The following is a 26,743-nucleotide window of genomic DNA, read 5'->3' as shown; positions in this document are numbered from 1 at the left end:
CGTAATACGGCGAGTCGCATTTCCTCCGTCAAGCCGGGGGAATGCTCGCGTCAATCCCGTCCGGCGTGGACGAGCTTTTCAGCGAGCAGCCGGGGGTTGGTGAAGAGCGCTTCGTGGCTGCCGGGCAGCTGCACCAGCCGGTGCGGGCCGAGGCGTCCGGACATCCGCGGGTGCCACCCCCATTCGCCGGGCGGGAGCGCCGTGTCGTCGGTGCAGTTCAGGTAGCTCTTGGCGATCTCCAGCCGGGAGAACCTCGACAGGTCGAGCCGGTCGAGGAAAGGCCGGTACGGCGTCGGGGACAACTGCTGGTACACGGCGCTCGCGCGGTCGAAGTCGGCGTCCTGGATGAACGCGTCGCGCCAGATCGGGAACGGCAGCAGCACCGTGTTGTCGGGCGATTCGGAGGCCAGGCGCGCGAACAGTTCGCGATAGTGCGGCGGGAGATCGTCCTCGACGCTGGTGCCCGGCCGCGGCACGAACGCGTTCCAGAAGACCAGGCGGCGCAGCCGCTCCGGGATCTCCTCGGCGACCCGGGCGATCACCGTCCCGCCGAAACTGTGGCCGACCAGCACGACGTCCGCGAGATCGCGGTCCACGACGAACCGCTGGACCGACCGCACGCAGTCGTCGTGGCCGACCGCCTTGTCCACGCCCTTGCCGTGGCCTGCCATCGTCGGGCAGTACGCGGCGTGCCCGAGTTCTTCCAGCCGGGGAACGACCGCGTCCCAGGCCGAGCCGTCGTGCCAGGAACCGTGCACGAGAACGAATGTGAGCATGACCGGACCTCCGTCGATCGGGGTGCGGGACGGCGCGGGGAGCGTAATTCCCGGCCCCGGGGAGCGGTCCCGGATACCTTCGGCGAGTCACCGCCGCGGATCGGCGTCGCCTTCGGTGCGATGGTGCATCGCGCGATAACGGCCGGGGGCGTGCCCGACGACCCGCTTGAAAGCGCGCGCAAACGCGAATTCTGAGTCGTACCCCACCTCCCGGGCGATCTGCCGCAGCGGGGCACGGCCCTCGCGCAGCAGGCGGGCGGCCACGGTCATCCGCCAGATGCCGAGGTACTCCATGGGCGTGTGCCCGGTGGTCGACGCGAACCGGCGGCTGAACCGGGCGCGCGGGACGCCGACGGCGTGCGCGAGCGCCTCCACCGTCCAGGGCTTGCCGGGGTCGTCGTGCAAGAGCGCGAGCGCGGGGCCCACCGCGGGGTCGTGGAGCGCGCGGGCCCATCCGACCAGTTGGTCGGGCTGGCCGAGGAACCAGGACCGCAGGGTGTAGGTGAACAGCAGGTCGAGCAGCGAGGCCACGACGGCAGGCGTGCCGCGGCCGGCTTGGTCGACCTCGGTGGTCAGCAAGTGGACGGCGGCGCCGAGGCAGGTGCCGCGCATCTGGTCCGCCGTGACGTGCACGACCTCGGGCAAGGAGGCCAGGAACGGGTGCTGCGGCGCGGGTTCGAGGAGGTACGCGCCGCAGACCAGCACGGTCTCGGGACCGTCGCCCTCGATGACGAGATCGGTGGCCGACAGCTCCTCCAGGTCCGCGCCGAACAGCTCGCGCACGGTGGGAGCCGGCCGGCCCGCGGCGTCGGAGACGACGTGCCCGGCCCCGGACGGCAGCAACGCGACATCCCCCTGGGCGAGCTGCAGAGCCTCTCCGCCGTCCGGGAGGAGAACGTGCGAACCGGCGATCACGACGTAGATCGTGGCGATCGACCGCGACTCGAACGCGATGCCCCAGGGGGCGCGCAGCAGCGCCCTGCCGTAGACCACGCCGCCGCGCCGGAGGGCGGCGACGATGTCGCCCACGACGTCGGCCACCTGGTCCCGCTCGCGCTCGGCCGCTTTCACCGGTCCCGCCGTCCCCGATTCGCTCCGGCCCGGCGCCGATCGGACATGAATCTGTCGAGAACTGTCATGGCGCGCGTCGATGACCCATTCCTACGGTGATGCTGTTGCCGATTCGACCCTACCTTGCGAGGAACGCGTGCCTGCCACAGTTCTTGTTCTCGGCGCGACCGGCCGCACCGGACGCCGCGTGGTGTCCTTGCTGGCCGAACGGGGGCACGCGATCCGGACGGCGAGCCGGAATCCGGGGAGCCGGCAGGGCCCGGTGACGCCGGTCCGCTTCGACTGGAACGACCCGGCGACCTACCCGCCCGCGCTGGACGGCGTGGACGCGGTCTACCAGTGGTTCCCGATAAGACCCGACGCCGCGGCGGAGGTCGCGGCATTGCTGGACGACGCCAAGGCGGCCGGGGTCCGCCGGGTGGTCCACCTGTCGACCGCGACGGCGCATCTCTCCGGCGAGGACTATCCGATGCAGGAGGCCGAACGCCTCCTCGAGACCGGGCCGGTGCCCTCGACGATCCTGCGCCCCAACGTCTTCGCCGAGAACTTCTCCGAACATCCCGCGATCCTGCAGGGCATCCGCACCGGAGTCGTCGCGGTCCCCGCGGGCGACGGCCGGGTGGCGCCGATCTCCGTCGAGGACATCGCCGCCGTCGCCGCGGCCGCCCTGACCGAGGACGGGCACGAGCACAAGGCCTACTCCCTGACCGGACCCGATTCACTGTCCTTTTCGGACATGGCAGCGATCGTGGGCGCCGCGGCGGGAAAGCCGGTGCGGTACCGGGCGATGGACCCGGCCGAGTTCCGCGAAGCCATGCTGGGCGGAGGGATTCCCGGTCAGGTAGCCGACTTCTACGCCGCCATGTACGAAGGCATCCGCAACGACCGGGCCGCCGAAGTGACCGACGACGTCCAGCGAATCACCGGCCGGCCGCCGGTCTCCTTCGCCGCCTACGCCCGCGCGGCGGCGGCCCTGTGGCGCTGAATCGGGCGGCTCGAATTGCCCGGTCGGATGCGCGCACGCCGCGCCTTGCCATACTCCGCGGCATGGCCGTGACCCAGCAGCTCGCCCGCATTCCCGTCACGCACCTCGCCGCCTGCCGGGATCGGCGGAAGCGCTGGACGAACTCTGCTCGGTTCCGGAGGACTGCCTCGACTTGAACTGGTGGCCAGTCACCCTGAAACCGGCTTGGAAGCTGACCGGGGCCGCCGAATCGACCCTCGCACTGCTGCAGCGCGGCTTCGACGGCGACGAAGAAGTCACTCCGGCCTACCGGGACTTCCTCCCTTCGATCGACGGGCATCCGGTGACCGCGCTGGAACCCCGGCAGGTCGCAGCGGTCGCCGAAGCGTTGCGCGGCATCGCCCCGGAAGCGGTCCGCGCTGTCGTGCCGTCGGAGCCGGATCGGGTCGAGGCCCAGTTGGGCTCGCTGGCGCGGACAGTGCGCGGCGAACTGGCTGGACAGCTGGCCCAGCAGCACGCCGTCCTGCGCGACTTCTCCGCCGGACGCCGCACGTCGCCGGCTGGCCGTCGTGCTGTGGTGGGACTGATCCGTCACAGCCCCTTCAGCACCCGGTCCAGCGCCGCCCGGCCCGCGGGGCCCCAGTGCGGTTTGCCGCCGGGCAGGCCGCGGTCCCCGTTCTGTCCCATGAGGATCAGGAAAAGGCTCTTCATCGCGGCGAGCCCGCGGGCGCGGCGGATCGCCGGTTCGTCCGCCCGCGCGTACCTCTCGAAGAACCGCGCGGCCGTGCCCTCGGGCAGCACCACCCAGGCGGCGGCGAGGTCCCATGCCGGGTCGCCGGCGAACAGGTCGCCGAAATCCACGATGCCCGAGAGAGTTCCTTCTGCGACAACGACATTCGCCGGATGCAGGTCGCCGTGCACCCACCCGGGCGGCTCCTCCCACGCACCGGCCGCGGCGGCGTCGTCCCAGACTGCCCGGACGTCGGCCGCGAGGTCGTCGAGGGCGACCGCCTCGAGGAATTTCTCGAAGCCGTCCGTGCAGTCGCGGGGATGAGCGCCGCGGTCCGCGGAGACCGGCGCGTCGGCGGGGGCTTCGGCGTGGAGTGCCCGGAGGAAGTCCGCCAGCGTGTCGGCCGCGTGCTCGCCCCGGCTGATCGTGCCGTGGTCGAGCGGTTCGCCGGGAACCCAGGTCATCACGGTCCAGTGCTTGGGGAACCGCTCGGAGGGTTCGCCGGACCGCACGGGCACCGGCACCGGGAGCGGCAGGCGCGGGGCCAGGACCGGCAGCCACCGCCGTTCCTTGAGCTGCAGCTGCGGGGTGGGGTCATTGCGCTGCACGCGGACGGCCAGTTCGTCCCCGAGCCGCCACATCTGGTTGCCCCAGCCGCCCGGCACCTCGCGGATCGGCAGGCCGGCGAGGTCCGGATGCTGGTCCCGGAGCAGGTCGCGGACCAGGTCGGCGGTGAGCACGATCTCGGGGGCGGTCACGGGGAGACAGTACCGAGGCGGCGGCAGCCGGGATTTCGCCGTCAGGACTTGCGGAACGCCTCGATCAGGCGTGCGGTGAGTTCCGCGGCCACCGCGTCCGGGGCAGCGGCCAGATCCGCCCAGGGCAGCTTCTCGTCGGCAGGAACCCGGGCATGCTCCGCCGTCCGCAAGGGCATCGAGACCGTCGACTTGTGCCGGTCGGCCAGCGATCCTTCCCAGACCAGCGAGCACGGCTCCAAGCCGATCGCGAGCGCGGCCTCGCCTGGATCAGGAAGTTCCAGCTGGGCAAGCGCGACGAGCGAAGCCGACAACCGCGCTTGGACGTCGTGCTGGTCGAGGACGCTGCCGATAGTGGCTGTCGGCAACGCGAACCACGCACTGCGCTGTCCGCTCCGCAGGACCGCCAAGCCACTGCCGCCGCCGTCGCGTCCAGCCCTCGTCCACGCCGCGGCCAAGCCGTCTGCCCGGTCCTGCACCTCTTCGCCCATGCTGAACAGGCCGTGCGCGCGTCCGGCTGCCGCCAAAGTGCCCGCCACCGCCCGCAGCCGGCCCGCCGTCAGGGGCGCGGTGCCGACCGGAGCCAGGTGGAGTTCGACCGCGGCCGCCGCTTGGGCTGCCCAAGGATCCCGCACCAGCTCCGCACGCCACTGGACTGCCGCGGGCTCGGCGAGCACCGCCCAGCGCGGTTCGACCGCCTGGACGCCAGCCGGCGAGAAGCTGCCAGCCGCTGTCTCGAATGGACGCGGCGGCAAATGCGGCACCTGCCCGAGCGCCGGCGGCACCCGGCTCGGCTGGCCGGTGATGATGCGCAGCAACCCTTCGATCCCGCTTTGGTCCAGCGCCGGGATCTCGTAGCGGTCCGCGGAGAACGGCTGGAGGAAGCGGGGAATCTCGTCGACGGACCTGCCCGGCAGGAGGACCGGCAGGATTTTCCGCACCCAGGTCTCCCGGTGCCCGTGCACCAGGTCGCGGATCAGCGCGGTCTCCGTCTGCGCTCCCCGGTTGCCGGCGGTCTGCGCGGTGCCGTCGCCTACCCGGCGATAGGCGGGCGAGGCCACGACGAGGACGAAGTCGGACGTGGTGATGTGGTGGTTGGCCCACGCGCCCCAGTCCTTGCGCTCGTTTTCGGCCCACTGGTCGAGGACTGCGTCGATCCCGTTGCGCACCAGCAGCTCCGCCAGCTTGCGGACGGCCGCCCGATGCGCTTCGTCATCGTGGGCGTAGGAGACGAATACCTTGAAAGACCTCATCGCGACGTCCTCGACCGACATGCCGTCATTCAACCGGGCCCGCCCCGGGCCAGCGAAGCCACCACGCCGACCTCCGGCGAGCGGGCGCTCCGGCACGATCCTGGCCGACGCCGATTGCCTTGCCGTACAAGGGCAACTCTTCAAGGGAAGCCGCCTCTGCCGATCCGGCACCGCGAGACACCGGGCCCGGCGCGGGTCAGCGATCTTGTTCGTCCAGGCGGGCGCGGAGGCCGGTGATGATGTCGTGGGCGTCGGCGAGCTCGTCCTCCAGGCCGATGATCCGGGCGGCCGACGCCAGGGAATGCCCCTCGTCCAGCTGTTCGCGCAGCCGCACCACCTGGGTCAGCTGGCGGCGCGAGTAGCGGCGGTGCCCGCCGCCGGAGCGTTCCGGCCGGACCACCGCCGCGGAGTCCAGGCTGCGCAGGAAAGCCTGCTGCACGCCCAGCATTTCGGCGGCCTGCCCGGTCGTATAAGCCGGGTAGTCCTGGTCGTCGAGGTTGTCGAGTCCGGTCACGCCCACCTCCTCTCCGGACGAGTCAAGATTATCTCGACCCACTGCTTGACACAATCTCCAGTCCGCGCTATAGAAATTCTAGACGCGAGAACTGACCTGGGTGCCGCACCACCGTAGCCGGGGAGTGATCGACGATGCCGGACACCATCAGCCGCCAGGACGCGGCCGCCCGCGAGTTCGCGGAGCTGATCTGCGCGGATCCGGGCTGGCTGCGCGCCGAGTTCGAGGCGATCGTGTCCGCCGGTTTCGGCGAGGCGCCGGCGTTCCCGCCGTTGCGCGGCAACGGTTCCCGTCCGCAGTATCCAGCAGAGGTCCCCGCCGGGCGGCGAGTGCCGGCGAGCGTGTGGCGGGCGTGGCCGCCCGAACGCCGGGAACGTTCTCCTCCGCCGCGAAGCGGGAACGCGAAATCCTGACTTCGCCTGGGAGGTGATAGCGCGCCGCTGCCGGTCGGGAGGCCTGCCACGACGCTCGGCCGAGGAGGCTCGCACAGCCCCGGCATCGCGTCTCGTGACGTGGTCCCGCGGCCGCCCGCAGCATCCGGCAGCGCTGACTCGGACCTGACTCAGCACGGTTGCTTTTCACCCGAACTGGTACCGGCCCCGCCGCTGCGTCCGGCGGGGCCGGATCTCCGCGAAGACCAGCGATCCGACAGTCCAGACTCGAAAAAATCTGCAGTCGCGGGAACAAGTATTCAGAGCGAGTCGTTAGCGGAGTGGAGAACGAAGCGAGCGCCCGCCGCGCCGGCGGGCACGAGGGAAGGAGAAAGGGAGGCGCATGGTCATGTTGATGCGAACTGACCCGTTCCGGGAGCTCGATCGGCTGACCCAGCAGTTCTTCGGCGGCAACGGCACCGCGACCCGCCCGGCGGTGATGCCGATGGACGCCTACCGGTCCGGCAACGACTACGTGGTGCAGTTCGACCTGCCCGGCGTCGCGCCGGAGTCGATCGACCTGGACGTCGAGCGCAACGTGCTGACCGTGCGGGCCGAGCGCAGGCCCGGCTACGGCGAGGACGCGGAGGTCCAGGTCTCCGAGCGGCCGCGCGGGGTGTTCTCCCGGCAGCTGTTCCTCGGCGACACCCTCGACACCGACAGCATCAAAGCCGACTACGACGCGGGCGTGCTCACCCTGCGGGTGCCGATCGCCGAACAGGCCAAGCCGCGCAAGATCGCCATCGGCGGCGGCAGCGAAGCCAAGCAGATCAACGCCTGACCGCCCGAATATCCGGCCCCGTCCCGCGGCGGGCGGGGCCACGGCTCCCCGAGAGCACTCGCATGACGCCGCGGACCTGTCGGCAAGCTCGCCGCAGGATCCGCTTTTTTCCACCGCGAAGCACCGCACCTGCTCGGCCGCGGTCTGTCCAATCGCTACACCGCCGCCGAACCGAGGCACGCACGGCGAAGCGCAGCCCCCCGCTTTACTCCACTGTGGACAGTCCACGTCCGGGAACGGGAGACGCCTCCGGTCGGCGGTAGCGCGCCCGGCCCGGCTCGGCCACCCTGGGCAGACGAGGACGGGAGGCTGCGGGTGAAGGTCGTCATCGTCGGGGCGGGCATCGGCGGGCTGACCGCGGCCCTGCGGCTGCACCGCGAAGGCATCGAATGTGCCGTCTACGAGCAAAGCACCCGGATCGGCGAACTGGGCGTCGGGATCAACGCCTTGCCGCACGCGGTCAAGGAACTCGCCGAGCTCGGGCTGCTCGACCGGCTGGACGAAATCGGGATCCGCACCCGCGAGCTGTTCTACACCCACCGGCTCGGCCAGGTCATCCTGCGCAAGCCGTGCGGGCTGGACGCCGGATTCGCGCTGCCCCAGTACTGCCTGCACCGCGGCAGGCTGCGGAATATGCTGCTTCAGGCCGTCCAGACCCGGCTGGGCCCGGACTCCGTGCGGACCGGGTGCCGGCTGACCGGATTCGAGCAGGACGAGCACGGCGTCCGGGCGCACTTCGCCGAGCGGGGCCGCGACGAGCCGGTCTCGGTCGCCGCGGAGGTGCTGGTGGCGGCCGACGGAATCCACTCGGCCGCGCGTTCCCTGCTGTTCCCCGGCGAAGGACCGCCCCGCTGGAACGGGGTCCTGATGTGGCGCGGCGCCACCGACTGGCCGGAGTTCGGCGGCGGCGCTTCGATGATCGTCTCCGGCGGGACCGCGGCCAAACTGGTGATCTACCCGATCGGCCCGGGCAAGTCCGCGGGCACCCGGCTCACGAACTGGGCCGTCTGCGTCCGCACCGGCGAACCCGGCTCCCCTCCCCCGGACCGGCAGGACTGGGCCAAACCCGGCGACCGCGAAGAGCTGGCCCGGCACGTCGGGCGGTTCCGGTGCGCGGCGGTCGACCACGCCGCGCTGGTCGAGGCCACCGAGGAGGTCTTCGAGTTCCCGATGTGCGACCGGGACCCGCTGCCCGCCTGGTCGCACGGCCGCGTGACGCTGCTGGGCGACGCCGCCCATCCGATGTACCCGATGGGGTCCAACGGCGCCGGCCAGGCGATTCTCGACGCGTCCAGTCTCGCCTCGCAGCTGAGCCGGCACGCCGATCCCGTCGAGGCGCTGCGCGCGTACGAAGCCGACCGGCTGGCGGCCACCGGCGAAATCGTGCTGCGCAACCGCCAGGGCGGCCCGGAAAACGTGATCGACGAGGTCGAACGGCGCGCGCCGGCCGGCTTCGACCGGCTCGAGGACGTCATCGACGCCGCGGCGCTCGAGGCGATCGTCAGCGGCTACGCGCGGGTTTCCGGGGCGTCCCCGCAACAGGTGAACCGCGCCTGAGCCGGTTCAGGCGCCCTCCACCGAACCGGGCGGCAGGAAGTCGACGTCGTGCAGCGCCGACACCCGGACCACCTCGGCCGGATCGGTCAGGTTGTGCAGCTTGTCGAACAGCGTCGCCAGCTGCCCGGCCGGGCTCACCCAGAACAGGCCGCGGGTCATGCTCTCGCTGCGGTTGTAGTAGGCGTGCGGCAGGCCCTTCGGCATCCGCACGGTGTCGCCGGGACCCGCGGTCTCCCATTTGCCGTCGAGGTAAAGCGTGAAGACGCCCTCCAGGACGTAGATGTGCTCGTCCTGGGTCGGATGGACGTGCGGCGGCACGCCGGTCCCCGGCGGGTCGAGGGTCTCGAACGCGAAGCTCGACTCGCTGGCCGCCTTCATCGAGTAGGTGTGGCCGAGCACGTTCCACACCTTGTCCCGCATGCCCTCGCGGGCGGGCGTGATCCCCTTGGGCAGGGGACCGAGCACGATTTCCTCGCCGGTCATCACACCTCCTGGCCGATGGTCTTCTCCGGCAGAGACTCTGCGCCATCCGGCCGCGGGTGTACAGCCGCCGGTCCGAGGCGGTTTCCGGCCGGATTCAGTGGTATTCGGAAATCTCCACCCCGAACGTCCCCGGCTCCAGCGCCTCGAAGATGTGCGGCACGTCCCCCGGATAGCAGATGTAGTCCCCGGGCAGCAGCTCCACCGGGTCGTCCATGATGCCGATCCGCGCCCGGCCCGCGCACAGCACGGTGTGCTCCACCACCCCGCTCATGTGCAGATCCGACCGCCGAGGGCTGCCCGGTTCCGCGCTGACCAGGTAGATGTCCCGGCGCGCCGCGGACGGGCACGCGGACAGCAGCGTGCACGCGTAGTCGGCGTGTTCGGCGAACACCGTCGGGCCCTTGCCCGCGCGGATCACCTTCACCTCCTGCCGTTCCGGTTCGACCAGCCGGGAGAACGGCACGTCCAGCGCGACGCCCAGCGCCCACAGCGTCTCCACGCTCGGGTTGCCGGACCCCGATTCCAGCTGGGACAACGTGGATTTCGCCAGGCCCGCGCGGCGCGCGACCTCGGTCAGGGAGAGGCCGGCGCGGGCCCGTTCGCGGCGCAGCGACGCCGCGATGATGTCCAGCGGCGCGCCGGTGCTCTCGTTCGGCATGTGTGTTCGCTCCATCAGTCTTCTCGTTCGCCTTGACGAACAGGGTCGGCTGTGTTCAGCATAGGACACTATGCGTTCGATTTGGCGAACACTCGATCGCGGCCTCGTCCGCGACATCGGTCTCGTGTGCCTGGCCGACGCCCTCGTGGGCGTGTCCTACGGCGCCATCGCGGTGGGCTCCGGCTTCCCGTTGTGGGCGCCGATGCTGCTGTCCCTGCTGGTTTTCGCCGGGGCTTCGCAGTTCATGTTCGTCGGCATCGTCGCCTCGGGCGGCAATCCGCTTGCCGCGGTGGCCGCCGGGCTGCTGGTGAACGCGCGGCACGTGCCGTTCGGGTTCGCGGTCGGCGACGCGCTCGGGCGCGGACTGCTCGGGCGGCTGGCCGGGAGCCACCTGATGATCGACGAATCGGTGGCGTTCGCGCTGGCCCAGCGCGACGCGGACCGGCGGCGGGCGGCGTACTGGGCGTGCGGCATCGGGCTGTTCGTGTGCTGGAACCTCGGCGTGGTGGTCGGCGCGTTCGCCGGGTCCGCGATCAGCGACACCGACGCGTTCGGCCTGGACGCCGCCTTCCCGGCGGTGCTGCTGGCGCTGGTGCTGCCGTCGCTGAAGGACCGGGCCTCGCGGCTGCCGGTGCTGATCGGCGTGGTGGTCGCGCTCGCGGCCACTCCCCTGCTCCCGGCCGGCCTGCCGGTGCTGCTGGCGCTGGTCGGCGTCGTCGCCGGCGCGGCGGCGAAGGAGCCGAAGCCGCTGGAAGGAGCGCACTGATGGACGGCGCGGAACTGATCGTCGCGACACTCGTGCTGGCGGCCGGTACGTTCGCGTTCCGGCTCGCCGGGCCGCTGCTGCGCACGAAAGTGCGACTGTCCCCGCGCGCCGAACGGCTGATGACGCTGTCCGCCGTGGTGCTGCTGGCCGCGCTGGTCGCGACCAGCGCGCTGACCCAGGGGCACGAATTCGCCGGAATCGCCCGGCCCGCCGGAGTATTGGCGGGCGGCGTGCTGGCGTGGCGGAAAGCGCCATTCGTGGCGGTCGTGATCGCCGCCGCGGCGACCGCTGCTTTGCTCCGGCTCGCCGGGGTTCCGTAATCATTCCCGGGAAATTGCGCGGCGTCTTTTTCCGGAGGAATTCTCCTCGCCCGGAAAAGCCTGCCGGGCACGAGCGGCCGGGAGGGGGAGACGAGTGCTCGCCGCCCCCTCCCGCCGGGGGGAAATCAGTTCCGGGTCAGCGAGCGGAAATCGCCCGCGAACCGGTCGGGCCGACCGCGCCGCACGTCGGGTCCTCCGGCTGCGCCGGCACGCTCACCGCGTCCCACGCCGCCTTCACCGTGTTGAACTCGGTGCAGCCGTTCGGGAAGAGGCTCTTCGCCGCGGTCAGCGTCCAGGTGCGGTAGCTCTGGTAGGAGCTGCCGCTGGTCTTGAGCAGCATCGCGTTGTAGAAGATCTTCACCGCGGTCTGCACGCCGAGCCCGGTCACCGCGGAGTTGTCGCAGGTCGGGCTGGCCGGCTGGCCGTTGCTCGGGTTCGAACCCTCGGCCAGCAGGTAGAACCAGTGGTTGCCGGGGCCTGCCGCGGCGTGCACCTCGGTGCCGGGGATCGAGTCGTCGTAGCAGTTCGCGTGGCCGAGCTGGGACGGGTCGTACATGTTGCGGATCGGCCCGCTGCCGGTGAGGTTCACCTGGTTGCCGACGAGGAAGTCCGGGACCGCGTACGGCGCGGGCTCGTTGGCGAACCACTCGGAGGAGGCCCCGAACACGTCCGCGACGAATTCCTGGGTGCCGCCGCCGGACATGCTGCCCGGGGTGTGGTCGTCGATGCCGTGGCCGAACTCGTGCCCGATCACGTCGAGCGAGCCGATCCACTGGCCCGAGGTGTTGTTGCCGACCTGGACCTGGGTGCCGTCGTAGTAGGCGTTCTGCTCGTTGAGCCCGACGCGGATCGGCCAGCCGCCGCCGTTGCCGTCGAAGCTGTTGCGGCCCAGCCACTGCGACAGCATCTTGTTCTCCTGCTGGATGCCGTACAGGGCGTCGGCGCAGCCGGTTTCCTTGTCGGTCTCGTCGCCGTTGCCCCAGCTGTCGGTCGACTTGGTGAAGGTCTGCTGGGTGGCCGCGTCCTGGCAGCTGAGGTTCGCGATGTTCGGGTCCGTCATCGAGTAGCCGCCGGCGCCGTCCGAGGAGGTGTCGAGGTGCAGCGGCTCCGGGCCGTTCCACACGCCCTGCGCGTCGCCGTAGGCCACGTGCTCCTGGGTGTGCAGCACCTTGCCGGTCATCGCGTCGACGACGACGTCCAGCTTGCTCGGCCCTTCCGCGTTCCGCCCGGTCACCCGGGTCGTCCAGGCGAGTTTCGGGCTGCCGAGCGCGTATACGGCAAGGGTCGCGGGCCGCACAGTGTCCACAGTGGGCACTTGGGTGCGGGCGATCGCTTCGGCCTGCTTCGCGGTCAGCTTCGGCGAGGTGCCGGGCAGGGCGATCTCGGAAGTCTGCGCGACCGAGGTGGCGAGCACCTTCCCGGCGGAGTTCGCGGCCACGACGAAGTCGCCGCCGATCACCGGAATTCCCTTGTAGGTGCGGTCATACGGCACGTATTTCAGCCCGTCGGTCGACGAGATCACCTTGTGCTGCAGGAAAACGTCGTCCTTGCTGGCGTGCAGCGCGGCGGGCCGGGAGGCGACCAGCGCCTGCGCGGCGGTGGCCGCGACGGCTTCGGCGGCCTGCGGACTCTGCGGTTCGAGAGGTTGCGCGTGGGCGGCGGTGGCCGTGGTGACGGCCCCGGCCAGCACCCCGGCTGCGAGCAGCACGAGCGGTCGGCGCGATTTCATCGGCGGTGTTCTCCTCCGGACAGGCCGGATCAGGCCCGGGGGTGGGGGCCGGATTCGGAAGTGGAATGGGATCGAACCCCGCCCAGAGTCGGGTTTTTCCCAACTCCGGGCAACCGACGAACGTCGTGAAGTTGTCAACTTCGGCGCCGTCTCCCCGATTTCCGGCGCGCGATTTCCGGAATTTCCCCTTTCCGCCCAAGAATCGCCACTCGCCCACTCCGGCAGCAGCCCGGCTTTCCGGATGAATCCGGCGGCAATTCGCCGTGTGCTCCTTTGTGGACGGTCGAATCCGGGTCGTCCACAGTGGAATCGGGCCGTCCGGGAGACTGGCCGGCCGCGGTGAGCGAACGGCTGGTCCCGGGCCGCGCGCCTTGCCTCCCGGCGGGTCGCGGGTGTGTGATCGGGGACACAGTTCTTCCATCCGCCGTCGCTGAGGAGGCCGTCATGGCCGACAAGCAGAACAGGAGTGCCGACCCCGGGGCCGCCGTCGCTGTGGACGACCCCGCCAAGGTGCGCAACGTCGTCCTCGTCGGGCCCTCCGGGTCCGGGAAGACCACGCTCACCGAGGCCTTGCTCGCCGCGTCCGGCACGGTGCCGCGCGCCGGTTCGGTCGTGGAGGGCACCACGGTGTGCGACCACGACCCGGCCGCCGTGCGCCAGCAGCGCTCAGTCGGGCTTTCCGTCGCTCCGGTGTTGCACGCCGGGCACAAAATCAATCTCATCGACACCCCGGGGTACGCCGATTTCGTGGGCGAGCTGCGCGCCGGGCTGCGGGCCGCGGACGCCGCGCTGTTCGTGGTCTGCGCCGCCGAGGGCGTGGACGCCGCCACCGTCGCGGTGTGGGAGGAATGCGCGGCGGTGGGCATGCCGCGCGCGGTCGTCGTGTCGCGGCTCGACCACCACCGCGCCGACGCGCTCGCCGAGATCGCCGCCTGCCAGGCCGCCTTCGGCGCGGGCGTGCTGCCGCTGTACCTCCCGGCGCCGGACGGCCTGGTCGGGCTCGTCACCCAGCGCCGCTACGACTACTCCGCCGGCTATCCGCCGCGCGTGAGCGACCCGGACCCGGCCGTCTCCGAGGAATTCGCCGACGCCCGCAACGAGCTGATCGAGGGCATCATCGCCGAGAGCGAGGACGAGACCCTGATGGACCGGTACCTCGGCGGCGAGGAGATCGCCGAGGACGTGCTGATCGCCGACCTCGAGACGGCCGTCGCGCGCGGTTCGTTCCACCCGGTCATCCCGGTGTGCGCGACCAGCGGGATCGGGCTAGCCGAGGTGCTCGACGGCATCGTGCGGGCTTTCCCTTCGCCGCTGGAGCACACCCCGCCCGGCGTGACGAGCCCCGACGGCGCCGAGCACGCCGCGCTGTCCGCCGACCCGGCCGGCCCGCTCGCCGCCGAGGTCGTGCGCACCGCAGTCGATTCGTACGTGGGTCGAGTGTCGCTCGTCCGGGTGTTTTCCGGGACGCTGCGCCCGGAGAACCCGGTGCACGTCTCCGGCCACGGCCTCGCCGAACGCGGCCACGAAGACCACGACGCGGACGAACGCGTCGCCCACCTGTACTCGCCGCTCGGCGCGAACCTGCGCGAGGTGCCGTTCTGCGTCGCGGGAGATCTGTGCGCGCTCACCAAAGTGGGTTCGGCCGAAACCGGCGACACGGTGTCGTCGCCGGACGATCCGCTGCTGATCAAACCGTGGCGGATGCCCGAACCGCTGCTGCCGGTGGCCGTGGTCGCGAAGTCCCGCAGCGACGAGGACACGTTGTCCCGCAACCTTTCCCGGCTCGTCGCCGGCGATCCGACGCTGCGCTTGGAGCGCAACGCGGAAACCGGGCAGCTCGTGCTGTGGTGCATGGGAGAGGCGCACGCGGAGGTCGTTTTGTCGCGGCTGCGCGCGGGCGGCGCGGACGTCGGCACCGAGCCGGTGCGGATCAGCCTGCGCTCCACGTTCGCGAAATCCGCGCGAGGCCACGGACGGCACGTGAAGCAGTCCGGCGGGCACGGCCAGTTCGCGGTGTGCGACATCGAAGTCGAACCGCTGCCGCGCGGCGCCGGGTTCGAGTTCGTGGACAAGGTGGTCGGCGGCGCGGTGCCGCACCAGTTCATCCCGAGCGTCGAGAAGGGCGTGCGGGCACAACTGGAACGCGGCGTCCAGGACGGCTACCCGGTGGTCGACGTGCGCGTGACCCTGACCGACGGGAAGGCGCACAGCGTCGACTCCTCGGACGCGGCGTTCCAGACCGCCGGCGCGCTCGCCCTGCGGGAAGCCGCGGCGGCCAGCCGGATCCTGCTGCTGGAACCGCTGGACACGGTCGAGGTGAGCCTGCCGGACGAACACCTGGGCACCGTGCTGGGCGACCTGTCCTCCCGCCGCGGCCGGGTGCTGGGCACGGAATCCGGCGAGGGCGGGCACACCGTGGTGCACGCCGAAGTGCCCGCGGCGGAACTGCTGCGGTACGCGGTGGATCTGCGCTCGCTGACCTCGGGGACGGCGACGTTCACGCGGCGGCACGCGCGGTTCGAGCCGATGCCGGAGGGGGCGGCCGTCCCCTCGTGAGCAGTTAGGCCCGAGCTGACAGCGGCAGCGGCGCGGCGAAGGTGGGTGGCTCGTGAGTGGTTGTCCCGGTTAGAACCGGGACAACCACTCACGAGTCAGAACTCGAATCCGCCCGGCCGCCCGTTCCGGTCCGCCACCAACCCGGCCAGCGTCGCCACCGCGATCTCCGCCGGAGTGCGCGAGCCGATGTTCAGCCCGACCGGCCGGTGCACCCTCGCGATGTCCGGTTCCGGCACGCCCAGCGCGCGCAGCGCTTCCACGTGCGGTCCCGGATGGCGCGGGTTGCCCAGCACGCCGATCCACCGCGTCGGCGTCGCCAGTGCGGCCTGCAGGACCGGGCCCAGTTCCGGGCGGTGGTGGTCGGTCACCACGACGTCCGCGTCCGGGCCCGGAGCGGGGGCGGTCGTGCGGACCTCGACTCCCTCGGGGGCGTCGGTGGCCCGTGCCTCGTCCGGTTCGAACAGCACGGCGCGATAGCCCAGGTCGGTCGCGTAGCGCAGCAGGTGCTTCGCGACCGGCGAGGCGAACACGGCCACCAGGGTCCGTTCGGCGGGCGGCTCTTCGACCTCGCCGTGTGCGACGGCGCAGGCATCGGGTTCGGTCGTCATGCGGCTCAGTCTGCCTCAGAGGTCCGGCTCGGCGAATTCGAAGTACTCCGGCAGCGGCGCGGTCCCGGCGAGCTTGAAGTACCGCACCTTCCGGCGCCGCCGCAGGGCCAGCGTGTCCCGCACCGCGTCGTTGTGCACGCGGCGCGCGATGACGACCCGGTGTTCGGCGTCGGTCAGTTCCTCGGAGAGCACCTCCGGCAGCCGGGACCGGTCGATCCGCGCCAGGACCAGGGTCAGCTCGTTCTCCGCTGCCTCGCGGTCCGGCCGCGCGGCAGCCTCGGCGCGCGCGGCCGCGGCGTGGAGAGCCGCCCCGTCGGGCAGCACGGCGGCGACGGCGCGGGCGACCACGGCCCGGCGGGCGAGCGCGGCTTCCAGCGCGGCCCAGCCCGCGTCGGTCCGGACGTGCAGCCGGTCCAGCCGGTTCGCGGTCGCGACCAGGAACAGCCCGCCGAGCACCACGACCGCGGCCGCCGCCCCGAGCAGCCACCCCAGCACCGTCACGCCGGCTCCCGCTCGCCCGCCGCGACCAGCCGGGGGTCCGCCGCGATGGCCGTCTCGTACACCCGCAGCACCTGCGTGACCACGACCCCCCAGTCGTAGGCCGTCACCCGCTCGCCCGCGGCCGCCGCCAGCGACGCCCGGTGCGCCGGGTCGCCCAGCAGTTCGCGCAGGCCGTCGGCCAGGGAGGCCGGGTCGCCGGTGGCGTGGAGCATTCCGGCGCGGCCGTCGTCGAGGACGCGGCGGAACGAGTCGAGGCCGCTGGCCAGCACCGGAGTGCCCGCGGCCATCGCCTCGGTGAGGATCATCCCGAAGCTCTCGCCGCCGGTGTTGGGCGCGCAGTAGACGTCCACGCTGCGCAGCGCCCGGGCCTTCGTCTCGTCGTCGACCTGGCCCAGCAGGTCGACGTGGGGCCACAGGTCCGGTCCGGCCATCTTCCGCAGCTGGTCCGGCTCGCCGCGGCCGACCACGAGCAGGCGCAGGTCCTCGAACTCCGGCAGCAGCTGCCGCGCGGCCTCCAGCAGCACGTCCATGCCCTTGCGCGGTTCGGTGAACCGGCCGACGAACCCGATCGTGCCGCCCGCGCGCGGGTAGCCGTCCAGCGGCAGCGCACGGGAGAAGAACTCGACGTCCACGCCGTTCGGGATTTCCACCGCGTCGCCGCCCGCGTGCTCCACCTGCACCCGCCGGGCCAGCGCGGACACCGCGATCCGCGCGGTGATCTTCTCCAGCAGCGGCCGCAGCACCGGCTGGAACGCCGCCAGCGTCCGCGAACGCGTCGTCGCGGTGTGGAAGGTGGCCACGATCGGCCCGTCCGCGACCTTCAGCGCCAGCAGCGACAGGCTCGGCGCGGCGGGCTCGTGCAGGTGCAGCACGTCGAACCCGTTGTCCCGGATCCACCGCCGCACCCGGGTGTAGGAAACCGGGCCGAACTGCAGCCGCGCGACCGAGCCGTTGTACGGGATCCCCAGCGCCTTGCCCGCCGGGTGCACGAAATCCGGCAGCTGCGCGTCTTCGTCCGCCGGTGCCAGCACCGACACCCGGTGGCCGCGTTCGAGCAGCGCTTTCGCCAGGTCGATCACGTGCCCCTGGACCCCGCCCGGAACGTCGAACGAGTACGGGCACACGATCCCGATCTTCAACCCGCGCGCCACCCGGGTCAGCTCGCTTCTTCCAGCGCCGCCGCCGCCGAATCGGCGGGCCAGAACGGCTGCAGCATGTGCCAGTCGGCCGGATGCGCGGCGATGTCGCCGGCGAACACGTCGGCCAGCGCCTGCGTCGCGGCGGGCACCTCGGCCCGCGCGGTGACGCGGATGCGCGGGTGGATCCGGATCTCCCAGCCGTCCTCGGTGAACCAGCAGCCGGTCGGCAGCAGCGCGGCCCCGGTGGTGGCGGCGAGCCGCGCCGGGCCGGGCGGCAGGTGCGTTTTCTCGCCGAAGAACCGCACCGGGATGCCGGACGACGTCAGGTCCCGGTCCCCCAGCAGGACCACCAGCTTGTTCTCGCGCAGCCGCCGCAGCAGCAGCCGCATCGCCGCGCTGTCGCCGGTCAGCGGCACGATTTCGAAGCCGAGCGACTCCCGGAACGACACGAACCGGCGGTACAGCGACTCGGGTTTGAGCCGCTCCGCGACGGTGGTGAAGGTGCCCGCGTAACTGGCGAGCCAGACGCCGGCGATGTCCCAGTTCCCGCTGTGCGGCAGCGTCATCACCGCGCCGTTGCCCTCGGCGAGCGCCGCGTCGATGTTCTCCGCGCCGGTCACCGTCACCTGCTTGGCCACCGCCGCGTGGTCCATCGCCGGGAGCCGGAAGGTCTCGAACCAGTAGCGCGCGTACGACCGCATCGCGCGCCGGACCAGCTCGTCCAGCTCCGCTTCCCCGGCCTGCGGGACGACGCGGGCGAGGTTGGCGCGCAGCTGCCGCACTCCCCCGCCGCCGCGCCGGGCGGCCATGTCGGCGCCGAAGGCGAACGTCGCCGCCCCGAACGACCTCGGCACCCGCCGGACGAGCCGCCAGCCCGTCGCGTAGCCGAACTCGCTGAGCCGCTGGGACAGTGTGCTCACGGTTGCGCCCCGCCCGCCGAGGTGCCGGCCTGTTTCGCCGCGGCCGCACGCGCCGCGCTCGCCACCGCCGCCGCCCGCTGCAGCAGCGTGACCACCGACAGCACGGCGAGCAGCCACAGCGAGATCTCGACGGTCCAGGGCACGCCGAGGCCGTGCAGCCCGGTGCCGACGAGGGCGATGATGAGCCGCTCCGCGCGTTCCACCAGCCCGCCGTCGGCTTCGAGGCCGGACGCTTCGGCGCGCGCCTTCACGTAGGAAATGACCTGGGCCAGCACGAGGCAGATCAGCGCGGCAGCCGCGGCCCGGTTGTTGTGGTCCTGCACGAAGCACCACCACGCGATCGCGGCGAACAGCGCGCCGTCGACCAGCCGGTCGCAGGTCGCGTCGAGGACCGCGCCGAAGGGGGTGCCGTACCCGCGGGCGCGGGCCATCGCGCCGTCGAGCAGGTCGAGCATGGCGAAGCCCCACACGGTGAACGTGCCCCACAGCAGCAGGCCCTGCGGGAAGAACGCCAGCGCGCACGCGACCGCGCCCGCGGTGCCGAGCACGGTCATCGCGTTCGGGGTCAGTCCGGCGCGGACCAGGGCGGCGCCGATCGGGTCCGTCACGCGGGAGACCGAGGCACGGGCGAAAATGTTGAGCATCTTCCTCGTCTGTGCACCTGATTCGGGGGCGGGTGGGCGACGAAAGCCTATCGACCCCGCTGTCCGAACCGGACCCGCCCGCCCGCGACCCGCCGGAGCGTCAGCCGGATTTCGGCAGTTCGACGACCGGCGCGGCGAATTCCGCGGCCTCCTCGGCCTCGCGGACGGCCTGGCATTTCGGCCGCAGCCCGGCCAGGATCGCCTCGGAAATCTCGCCCAGCTGGCGCACCTGCTCGGCGCTCAGCTGGTCGAACAGCGTCTCCCGGACCGCCTCGACATGCCCGGGCGCGGCCTCCTTCAGGGCCGCGAACCCGGCGTCGGTGAGCACCGCCCACGACCCGCGCTTGTCCGTCGGGCAGGACTCGCGCCGGACCCAGCCCTTCGCCTCCAGCCGCGCGACCGCGTGCGACAGCCGGCTGCGCGACGACCCGCGCACCGACGCCAGCTCGCTCATCCGCAGCCGCCGCCCCTCCGCCTCGGACAGCGCGACGAGCACCTCGTAGTACGTGTGCGGCATGCCCGAATCGTGCTGCAGCTGTCCTTCGAGGTGCGCGTGCAGCTGCGAACTGGCCTGGGCGTAGGCGCGCCAGACCCGCTGCTCGTCGTCGGTCAGCCAGCGTGGTTCGGACATATCGTCATCATACGCTGGTTGAGCACTCAATCACCGTCGCGCGACGGGCCTCACCACGCGTCCGCGAGCAGGTCGCGGGTTTCGCCGAGCAGCTGCGGCAGCACCTTCGTGTGCCCGATCACCGGCATGAAGTTCGCGTCGCCGCCCCAGCGCGGCACCAGGTGCTGGTGCAGGTGCGCGGCGATGCCCGCCCCGGCGATCACGCCCTGGTTCATCCCGATGTTGAACCCGTGCGCCGCCGAGACCGCCCGGATCACGCCCATCGCGTGCTGGGTGAACTCGGCCAGCTCGCGCGTCTCCTCGGGGGTGAGGTCCGGGTAGTCCGCGACGTGCCGGTACGGGACCACCATCAGGTGCCCCGGGTTGTACGGGTACAGGTTCAGCACCGCGAACACGGTTTCGCCGCGCGCGACGATCAGCGCGCGCTTGTCGTCGCCGAGGCCGGGCAGGCGGCAGAACGGGCAGCCGTCGGACTCCTCGCCCTCGGGCTTGTCCTGGCCGCGGATGTAGGCCATCCGGTGCGGGGTCCACAGCCGCTGCAGCGCGTCCGGGACCCCGATCCCGTCCTGTTCGACGAGTTCCGGCCCGGTCACTTCAGGATCTTCTCCACGGCCTCGGCCGACGGCGACGCGTTCTCCCGCCGGGCGACCCATTCCGCGATCGCCTCGACCGCCTGCTCGACCGGGACGCCGTTGATCTGGCCGCCGTCGCGGAACCGGAACGACACCGCGCCCGCCTCCGCGTCCTTCGCGCCGGCCAGCAGCAGGAACGGCACCTTCTGCGTGGTGTGCGTGCGGATCTTCTTCTGCATCCGGTCGTCGCTCGCGTCGACCTCGACGCGGATCCCCTTGGCGCGCAACGCCTTCTCCACGCCGCGCAGGTACTCGACCTGGTCGGCGGTGATCGGGATGCCGACCGCCTGCACCGGCGACAGCCACGCCGGGAACGCGCCCGCGTAGTGCTCGGTCAGCACGCCGAAGAACCGCTCGATCGACCCGAACAGCGCGCGGTGGATCATGATCGGCCGCTGGCGGCTGCCGTCGGGCGCGGTGTACTCGAGGCCGAACCGCTTGTTCTGGTTGAAGTCCAGCTGGATGGTCGACATCTGCCAGGTGCGGCCGATGGCGTCCTTGGCCTGCACCGAGATCTTCGGGCCGTAGAAGGCCGCGCCGCCCGGGTCCGGCACCAGTTCGAGGCCGGAGTCGACCGCCGCCTGGCGCAGCGTCTCGGTGGCCTCCTCCCACTCCCAGTCCTCGCCGATGAACTTGTCCGAGTCGCCCCGGGTCGACAGTTCGAGGTAGAAGTCGGACAGGCCGTAGTCGGCCAGCAGGTCCAGCACGAACTTGAGCAGCGACCGCAGCTCCGACGGCATCTGCTCCTTGGTGCAGTAGATGTGCGAATCGTCCATCGTCAGGCCGCGCACGCGGGTGAGGCCGTGCACGACGCCGGACTTCTCGTAGCGGTAGACGGTGCCGAATTCGAACAGCCGCAGCGGCAGTTCGCGGTAGGACCGCCCGCGCGAGCGGAAGATCAGGTTGTGCATCGGGCAGTTCATCGCCTTGAGGTAGTAGTCCTCTTCCTCGAACTGCACCGGCGGGAACATCGTGTCCGCGTAGTACGGGAGGTGCCCGGAGGTGTGGAACAGATCGCCCTTGGAGATGTGCGGGGTGTTCACGAACTCGTAGCCGGCTTCCTCGTGCCGGCGGCGCGAGTAGTTCTCCAGCTCGCGGCGGATGATGCCGCCCTTGGGGTGGAACACCGGAAGGCCGGAGCCGATCTCCTCGGGGAAGGAGAACAGGTCCAGCTCCGCGCCGAGCTTGCGGTGGTCGCGCCGCTCGGCCTCGGCGAGGCGCTCGAGGTGGGCGTCCTGCGCCTCGGCCGATTCCCACGCGGTGCCGTAGATCCGTTGCAGCTGCGGGTTTTTCTCGTTGCCGCGCCAGTACGCGGCGGCCACCCGGGTGAGCTTGAAGGCCGGGATGAACTTGGTGGTGGGCACGTGCGGGCCGCGGCAGAGGTCGCTCCACACGCGTTCCTTGGTGCGCGGGTCGAGGTTGTCGTAGATGGTCAGCTCTCCCCCGCCGACCTCCATCACCTCGGTGGTGTCCACATCGGACTTGAGGTCCACCAGTTCGAGCTTGAACGGCTCGTCCTTCAGTTCTTCCTTGGCCTCGTCGGCGGAGGCGAAGACCCGGCGCGAGAACTGCTGCGCACCCTTGACGATCTGCTTCATCCGCTTCTCGAGCTTCTGCAGATCCTCGGGCGTGAACGGCTTTTCGACGGCGAAGTCGTAGTAGAAGCCGTCGCGCACCGGCGGGCCGATGCCGAGCTTGGCGTCCGGGAATTCCTGCTGCACGGCCTGGGCGAGCACGTGCGCGGCGGAGTGCCGGATCACGCTGCGGCCGTCCTCGGTGTTCGCCGCGACGGCTTCGACCTGCGCCTCGGCCTCGGGAGCCCACGCGAGGTCGCGCAGCTTCCCGTCGGCGTCGCGGACGACGACGATCGTGTCCGGGCCCTTGGTGGGCAGCCCGGCTTCGCGCACCGCGGCGCCCGCCGTAGTGCCCGCCGGCACCACCACGCGCGGGGCGGGTACGGCGGCAGCTGACGACGGTTGGGACACGATCGGACTCCTTTGGGAGAAGTGACTGAAACGGCTCCCGCTGATGCTAGTCGGCGGCGGGTTCGCCGATTCGACCGCCGTCGGCCAGCACTGCCCGCGGACGCCGAAAGGCCGCCCCGGGCGTGCGGGGCGGCCTCTCGGCGACACTGCAAGGGTTCAGAGGGTCTCGACGACCTGCTCGAAGTCGAGCCGCGGCAGGCGGTCGAACCACGGGTTCTCGCCCGGCTTGCCGACGTTCACCACAACGAGCGAACGCCAGTTGTTGCCGGAGAAGAACTCCTTGTCCACGCCCGCGGCGTCGAAGCCGGTCATCGGGCCCGCGGCCAGTCCGGCGGCGCGCACGCCGATGATGAAGTAGCCGACCTGCAGCAACGAGTTCAGCTTAGAGAACTCGACGCGGCCGGCCTCGTCGGCGAAGTTGTCCTTCACGCCCGGATTGTGCGGAAAGACCTGCGGAATGTTCTCGTGGAAGTCGACGTCCGCGGCCAGGATCACGGTCAGCGGCGCGGCCTCGGTCTTGGCGCGGTTGCCCTCGGCCATGTGCGGCAGCAGGCGCTGCTTCGCCTCGTCGCTGCGGATCACCAGCGCGCGCAGCGGCTGGGTGTTCATCGAGGTCGGAGCCCACTTGACGAGGTCGTAGATCGCGCGGACCTGCTCGTCGGTCACCGGCTCCGAGCTGAAGCTGTTGGCCGTGCGGGCCTCGCGGAACAGCAGGTTCTGCACCTCGGCGGGCACCTGCAGCTGCTCGGACTCTGCGAAAGTAGTCATCGGATCCGTCGTTCCTTCCCGTGCTGTCGCCTACGCCCGGCCCCAACATGGTTGAACGCTTGACTATTTCGCCCGCCGCCCCGTTGTGACCCAGCACACGGGACGGCCGCCGGTTCCTCCGCTGACCGGCGGCCGTGGCTTTACGGATCTTCGCAGCTCAGTAGGCGCCCTGCCCGGCGAGGACGGCGCGCAAGGTCTTCCAGAGGATCACCAGGTCGAGCGCCAGCGACCAGTCCTCGACATAGCGCAGGTCGAGCCGGATGCTCTCTTCCCACGAGAGATCGCTGCGCCCGCTCACCTGCCACAGCCCGGTCAGCCCCGGTTTCACCAGCAGCCTGCGGCGCGCGGCCGGAGCGTACGTCGCCGTTTCCTCCGGCAGCGGCGGCCGGGGCCCGACCAGCGACATCCGCCCGGCGACGACGTTGAACAACTGCGGCAGCTCGTCGAGCGAATACCGGCGCAGCAGTCCGCCGACCTTCGTGACCCGGGGGTCCTTCTTCATCTTGAACAGCGGTCCCGCGCCTTCGTTCGCCTGCTCCAGGTCGCGCCGGATCAGATGCGCGTCGACGACCATGGTGCGGAATTTGAGCATGGTGAACGCTTCGCCGTCCTTGCCGATGCGCCGCTGCCGGTAGATCACCGGACCCCGGTCGCCCGCCTTCACCGCCACCGCGATCGCCAGCAGCAGCGGGGAGAACAGCGCGAGCAGCAACGCCGCCCCGCACCGGTCGACCACCTCTTTGACCAGGCGGCGGCCGCCGGTGAAGGCGGGCGCGGTCACCCGCAGCAGCGGCATGCCCAGCACCCCGCTGACGTTCAGCCGGGGCCCGGCGACCTCCATCAGCATCGGCGCGACGACCATTTCCGACGACGTGCCCTCGAGATCCCAGGCGAGCCGCTGCAGCCGCTCCGGATTCCAGTACTGGTCGGCCGTGATGGCCACGACCCGGTACCCGCCGCGGCGCACGTGCCGGGAAAGCTCCTCGAGCCGCCCGACGACCGGCACCCCTTCGATCTCCCCGGTCCCGGTGGACGTGCAGACCGCCTCGACCCGCCATCCGACGTGCGCCTCGGCCCGGGTACGCCGGATCAGGTCCGCGACGGTTCCCGCGCTGCCCGCCGCCATCACCGGCAGCAGGCACAGCCCGCGCCGGCGTTTCCGGTGCAGAATCTGCCGAAGCACATACCGCTGCGGGAACAGCACGATCGCGACGGCTGGCACGACGAAAAACACCCAGGGCTGCACTTCGAGCGCGCCGAACAACAGTCCCCCGAACGCGACCAGCACCGCCGCGGTGATCAGCGCCCGGCCCAGCGTGCGGTACTCCTCCGGGCCCTCCCCCAGCACCCGCGCGCTCCAGGCCCGGCTGACCGGAAGGGCGCACAGGATGGCGAACGCGGTGCCGAACGCGTGCATGTCGTGCGGCGCCACCCGGTCGATGACGAACGCGCTGAGCGCGATCACCGCGCAGGCCGCGACGAGATCCGCGGCGATCACGGTCCGGCGGTAGCGTTTTTCCCATTCCGCGGCGTGCGTTTTCGGCGGATCCCCCTCCGCCGGGCACACCGTGGCCGGGTCGAGCCGGTCGTCGGCGGTGCGGCCGGGCGAGGGGGCCGCCACGTCGACCGGCGGCGCGGGGACCGCCCGAAGGTCGACCCGCGGCAGCGAAACGCCGTCCGCGGGCCAGGGCCGCACCGGTTCTTCCATCAGTCCTCCCGCGCTCCGCAAGCTCCCCGGACCTGATCGCCGCCAGCACGCTGGGTCAGGACGGCCGATCACGATCCGTGATCAGCGAGAGGGTCCCGCTCCACGCCGCCGAAGGTGTGCCGCTCGCCAAGGTATCGGGTGGTCAGCAACCGGTGTTACAGACATTTTCCAGCCACGGCCTGCGGGTCTTTCCCGTCAGGAAGCACCCGGAAGATAACGGGGGTGTCACGATGGGTCACGCCGACTCGGCAACCTGAATTACCCGCAGTAGTCAAGTTTCCCACTACCTACACCGAACGGCCCAGCGGGCCCGCAGCCGAATCAGCTCCCCCGCACGGGTCAGCGGCGGCGCCCGCGCCCGCCCCCACCGCCGTTCGGGCAGAAGCTCTCCGCCGAACCGCCGATTTCCCTTGCCGGGCGCGCATTCCACGGCGGAATGCGCGGCGGCGCCCGGTTTGCGGCCGTTCGGGTGGTCTGAACCATCCGAACGGCCGGGGATCGGAGCCGCTCCGCACCTTTCTCGCGGACTGGCGCCGTGTTCTTCCCGCAACAGGATCCACAGTGGACGCCGGAGCCGGGCCGGCGTCCGGCTCAGGCCGTCGGCGGCGCCGCGGCGGTCGCGTTGAGCGCGGTCACCACGGCTCGCTCTTCGAAGCCGAAGTGCGCCTCCAGCTCCCCGGCGAGCCTTTCCAGCTCGGCCCGCAGCCGGACCGGGTCGGATTCGCCCGGGACGAAGCCGTCGACCAGCTCCCGGATCGCATCCTGCAGCCGCGCCACCACGTGGTGCTGCGCGGCGAGCTGTTCGACGACCGGAGCGAGCGCGGGGAACTGCTCGGCCAGCGCCGGGAACACCACCGAATCCTCGCCGCCGTGATGCCGCCGCAGCGCGGTGCAGAAGCTGAGGCAGCGGGCGCGCATCTGCTGAGCCAAATCCGGTTCCGGCCGGACGATCGCGGTCGCACTGCCGCCGACGACGGCGTCCGCCTGCTCGCGCAGCGCCCGCAGCTCGCCGCGAAACCATTGGTGCACTTCGACGAGCCAATCGCCCATGCCTTTGACCCGCTCGTCGATCCGGTGCAATACGACCACCGGAATCTCGCGGGTCGTCTTCGCCTGATAATCGCCGTAGCCGGGAGCTTTCTCGACCACTCGCGCGAAAAGCTTTTCGTACGCGGCTCCTCGCGGAATGGCCGCCATCGCCGGATAAGTGTCGCTGCCGGTCTCGACGGTCACCCGCGGATTCCGCCGGATGTTGTGGTACCAGGCGGGATTGCGGTCCGCACCGTTCGCCGACGCGACCACCACGCCGTTGCCGTCGAGCTCCAGATAGCCGAGGAGCACCTCGCGGCGGAGCCCGGTCTTCGCGCCGGTCGTCGTCAGCACCGCCAGCGACCAGCCCTGGAACATGCCGCCCAGCTCGCCGCCGTTCGCGCGGAACTCGGCGATCAGGCGGCGGGAAAAATCGTTGCTCACACATTTCCTTTCGGTTTCGCGGAAAGGAGGAGTCGAGCACAGGATCAGGACGCGAAAAGACCCCCGCGGGCACAGGCATGGCGCAGCGATCCGGTCGACGGATCCGCGGAACTGCGAGAGACGGAGAGCCCGATCTCTGTGCTGGCTGGTTAGCCGCTACCTCCATGCGTAGGCCCATACGGGGCGCACGGCCAAGTTAGCACAACTCCCCCGGGCGTCGTGCGGCGAAGGCTGAATCCTTTCGCCGGGCCCGGCGATCTTATGGTCGTGCGGCCACGAGGCCGACGCGCGGAAGGAGAGGTTCGATGACCATAGGCATCATTGCCATTGTCGCGGCGGTTCTGGTGTGCAGCTGCGTGGTGTTCCTGCGGGCGCGAGGAAGGTCGAAGC

Annotated in this window: 26 protein-coding genes; 7 read left to right on the top strand and 19 right to left on the bottom strand. The window is 71.3% G+C overall.

The genetic code is table 11. The annotated features are described in order from the left end of the window. Positions 1 to 50 precede the first annotated feature (50 nt). Together F9C11_RS25560 and F9C11_RS25555 are read right to left on the bottom strand one after the other, a co-directional pair. A complete protein-coding gene (locus F9C11_RS25560) occupies positions 51 to 776 on the bottom strand; it encodes an alpha/beta fold hydrolase (protein ID WP_409179885.1) in 726 nt (241 codons plus the stop codon). 87 nt (positions 777 to 863) lie between these two features. Then, positions 864 to 1,847 (bottom strand): AraC family transcriptional regulator, encoded by a 984-nt coding sequence (locus tag F9C11_RS25555; protein WP_409179884.1) that lies wholly within the window; start codon positions 1,845 to 1,847, stop codon positions 864 to 866. A 136-nt stretch (positions 1,848 to 1,983) separates the two neighbouring features. On the opposite strand from F9C11_RS25555, the gene F9C11_RS25550 reads away from it, so the two are divergent. Beyond that, complete coding sequence (locus tag F9C11_RS25550; protein WP_409179883.1) at positions 1,984 to 2,832, top strand: NmrA family NAD(P)-binding protein; 849 nt, start codon at positions 1,984 to 1,986, stop codon at positions 2,830 to 2,832. A gap of 570 nt (positions 2,833 to 3,402) precedes the next feature. On the opposite strand, the gene F9C11_RS25545 is transcribed toward F9C11_RS25550, so the two are convergent. The 3 genes from F9C11_RS25545 to F9C11_RS25535 form a co-directional block, all read right to left on the bottom strand. Further along, positions 3,403 to 4,299: a phosphotransferase gene (locus F9C11_RS25545; protein ID WP_409179882.1), complete on the bottom strand. Its 897-nt coding sequence runs from the start codon at positions 4,297 to 4,299 to the stop codon at positions 3,403 to 3,405. 41 nt (positions 4,300 to 4,340) lie between these two features. Further along, positions 4,341 to 5,549, bottom strand: coding sequence for an SEFIR domain-containing protein (locus F9C11_RS25540; RefSeq protein ID WP_409179881.1), 1,209 nt, complete (start codon positions 5,547 to 5,549; stop codon positions 4,341 to 4,343). 196 nt (positions 5,550 to 5,745) lie between these two features. Further along, positions 5,746 to 6,063 (bottom strand): helix-turn-helix domain-containing protein, encoded by a 318-nt coding sequence (locus F9C11_RS25535; RefSeq protein WP_409179880.1) that lies wholly within the window; start codon positions 6,061 to 6,063, stop codon positions 5,746 to 5,748. A gap of 134 nt (positions 6,064 to 6,197) precedes the next feature. Here F9C11_RS25535 and F9C11_RS25530 point away from each other — a divergent pair, with 134 nt between their 5' ends. From F9C11_RS25530 to F9C11_RS25520, 3 genes are all read left to right on the top strand, one after another. Next, positions 6,198 to 6,476: a hypothetical protein gene (locus F9C11_RS25530; RefSeq protein WP_409179879.1), complete on the top strand. Its 279-nt coding sequence runs from the start codon at positions 6,198 to 6,200 to the stop codon at positions 6,474 to 6,476. 367 nt (positions 6,477 to 6,843) lie between these two features. Continuing rightward, complete coding sequence (locus F9C11_RS25525) at positions 6,844 to 7,275, top strand: Hsp20/alpha crystallin family protein (RefSeq protein WP_409179878.1); 432 nt, start codon at positions 6,844 to 6,846, stop codon at positions 7,273 to 7,275. 315 nt (positions 7,276 to 7,590) lie between these two features. Continuing rightward, positions 7,591 to 8,832 carry a flavin-dependent oxidoreductase gene (locus F9C11_RS25520; RefSeq protein WP_409179877.1) on the top strand — a complete coding sequence of 414 codons (1,242 nt, stop codon included), beginning with the start codon at positions 7,591 to 7,593 and terminating at the stop codon, positions 8,830 to 8,832. A 6-nt stretch (positions 8,833 to 8,838) separates the two neighbouring features. Here F9C11_RS25520 and F9C11_RS25515 read toward each other — a convergent pair whose 3' ends face one another. Continuing rightward, a complete protein-coding gene (locus F9C11_RS25515) occupies positions 8,839 to 9,315 on the bottom strand; it encodes a cupin domain-containing protein (RefSeq protein WP_409179876.1) in 477 nt (158 codons plus the stop codon). 94 nt (positions 9,316 to 9,409) lie between these two features. Continuing rightward, positions 9,410 to 9,973, bottom strand: a complete 564-nt coding sequence (locus tag F9C11_RS25510) for a helix-turn-helix domain-containing protein (protein WP_409179875.1) — start codon at positions 9,971 to 9,973, stop codon at positions 9,410 to 9,412. 70 nt (positions 9,974 to 10,043) lie between these two features. Between F9C11_RS25510 and F9C11_RS25505 the strand changes: the two genes are divergently transcribed. After that, complete coding sequence (locus tag F9C11_RS25505; RefSeq protein ID WP_409179874.1) at positions 10,044 to 10,739, top strand: AzlC family ABC transporter permease; 696 nt, start codon at positions 10,044 to 10,046, stop codon at positions 10,737 to 10,739. Continuing rightward, positions 10,739 to 11,059 carry an AzlD domain-containing protein gene (locus tag F9C11_RS25500; RefSeq protein WP_009079357.1) on the top strand — a complete coding sequence of 107 codons (321 nt, stop codon included), beginning with the start codon at positions 10,739 to 10,741 and terminating at the stop codon, positions 11,057 to 11,059. Before F9C11_RS25505 ends, F9C11_RS25500 begins: the two co-directional genes overlap by 1 nt. A gap of 136 nt (positions 11,060 to 11,195) precedes the next feature. Here F9C11_RS25500 and F9C11_RS25495 read toward each other — a convergent pair whose 3' ends face one another. Continuing rightward, complete coding sequence (locus tag F9C11_RS25495; protein ID WP_409179873.1) at positions 11,196 to 12,788, bottom strand: M4 family metallopeptidase; 1,593 nt, start codon at positions 12,786 to 12,788, stop codon at positions 11,196 to 11,198. Between the two features lie 444 nt (positions 12,789 to 13,232). Here F9C11_RS25495 and F9C11_RS25490 point away from each other — a divergent pair, with 444 nt between their 5' ends. Next, on the top strand, positions 13,233 to 15,344 hold the full coding sequence (locus F9C11_RS25490; protein WP_409179872.1) for an elongation factor G-like protein EF-G2: 2,112 nt from the start codon (positions 13,233 to 13,235) through the stop codon (positions 15,342 to 15,344). 95 nt (positions 15,345 to 15,439) lie between these two features. Here the strand turns inward: F9C11_RS25490 and F9C11_RS25485 are convergent, their stop codons facing one another. The 11 genes from F9C11_RS25485 to F9C11_RS25435 all read right to left on the bottom strand — a co-directional run bounded on the left by F9C11_RS25485 (position 15,440) and on the right by F9C11_RS25435 (position 26,353). Continuing rightward, positions 15,440 to 15,952, bottom strand: a complete 513-nt coding sequence (locus tag F9C11_RS25485; protein WP_409179871.1) for an XdhC family protein — start codon at positions 15,950 to 15,952, stop codon at positions 15,440 to 15,442. A gap of 15 nt (positions 15,953 to 15,967) precedes the next feature. Continuing rightward, entirely contained in the window at positions 15,968 to 16,453 is a 486-nt protein-coding gene (locus F9C11_RS25480) for an NUDIX hydrolase (RefSeq protein ID WP_409179870.1), read from the bottom strand. Continuing rightward, a complete protein-coding gene (locus tag F9C11_RS25475; RefSeq protein ID WP_409186977.1) occupies positions 16,450 to 17,592 on the bottom strand; it encodes a glycosyltransferase family 4 protein in 1,143 nt (380 codons plus the stop codon). The genes F9C11_RS25480 and F9C11_RS25475 overlap by 4 nt, the downstream gene beginning before the upstream one ends. A gap of 17 nt (positions 17,593 to 17,609) precedes the next feature. Beyond that, positions 17,610 to 18,512: a phosphatidylinositol mannoside acyltransferase gene (locus F9C11_RS25470; RefSeq protein WP_409179869.1), complete on the bottom strand. Its 903-nt coding sequence runs from the start codon at positions 18,510 to 18,512 to the stop codon at positions 17,610 to 17,612. Continuing rightward, positions 18,509 to 19,156, bottom strand: a complete 648-nt coding sequence (gene pgsA, locus F9C11_RS25465) for a phosphatidylinositol phosphate synthase (RefSeq protein ID WP_409179868.1) — start codon at positions 19,154 to 19,156, stop codon at positions 18,509 to 18,511. The genes F9C11_RS25470 and pgsA overlap by 4 nt, the downstream gene beginning before the upstream one ends. A 100-nt stretch (positions 19,157 to 19,256) precedes the next feature. Continuing rightward, on the bottom strand, positions 19,257 to 19,787 hold the full coding sequence (locus F9C11_RS25460) for a MarR family winged helix-turn-helix transcriptional regulator (RefSeq protein WP_409179867.1): 531 nt from the start codon (positions 19,785 to 19,787) through the stop codon (positions 19,257 to 19,259). A gap of 50 nt (positions 19,788 to 19,837) precedes the next feature. Beyond that, complete coding sequence (locus F9C11_RS25455; protein WP_409179866.1) at positions 19,838 to 20,380, bottom strand: HIT family protein; 543 nt, start codon at positions 20,378 to 20,380, stop codon at positions 19,838 to 19,840. Next, positions 20,377 to 22,404 (bottom strand): threonine--tRNA ligase, encoded by a 2,028-nt coding sequence (gene thrS / locus F9C11_RS25450; protein ID WP_409179865.1) that lies wholly within the window; start codon positions 22,402 to 22,404, stop codon positions 20,377 to 20,379. The genes F9C11_RS25455 and thrS overlap by 4 nt, the downstream gene beginning before the upstream one ends. A gap of 156 nt (positions 22,405 to 22,560) precedes the next feature. Beyond that, positions 22,561 to 23,172 carry a malonic semialdehyde reductase gene (locus F9C11_RS25445; RefSeq protein WP_409179864.1) on the bottom strand — a complete coding sequence of 204 codons (612 nt, stop codon included), beginning with the start codon at positions 23,170 to 23,172 and terminating at the stop codon, positions 22,561 to 22,563. Positions 23,173 to 23,329: 157 nt separating this feature from the next. Beyond that, entirely contained in the window at positions 23,330 to 24,880 is a 1,551-nt protein-coding gene (locus tag F9C11_RS25440; RefSeq protein WP_409179863.1) for a sugar transferase, read from the bottom strand. Positions 24,881 to 25,471: 591 nt separating this feature from the next. Beyond that, positions 25,472 to 26,353, bottom strand: coding sequence for a nitroreductase/quinone reductase family protein (locus F9C11_RS25435; RefSeq protein WP_409179862.1), 882 nt, complete (start codon positions 26,351 to 26,353; stop codon positions 25,472 to 25,474). Positions 26,354 to 26,743: the final 390 nt, after the last annotated feature.

It is taken from the genome of Amycolatopsis sp. VS8301801F10 (assembly GCF_046195355.1).
Classification (GTDB): Bacteria; Actinomycetota; Actinomycetes; order Mycobacteriales; family Pseudonocardiaceae; genus Amycolatopsis.
The sequence above is the reverse complement of the archived record's forward strand: the minus strand, read 5'-3'. Positions and strand labels throughout refer to the sequence as shown.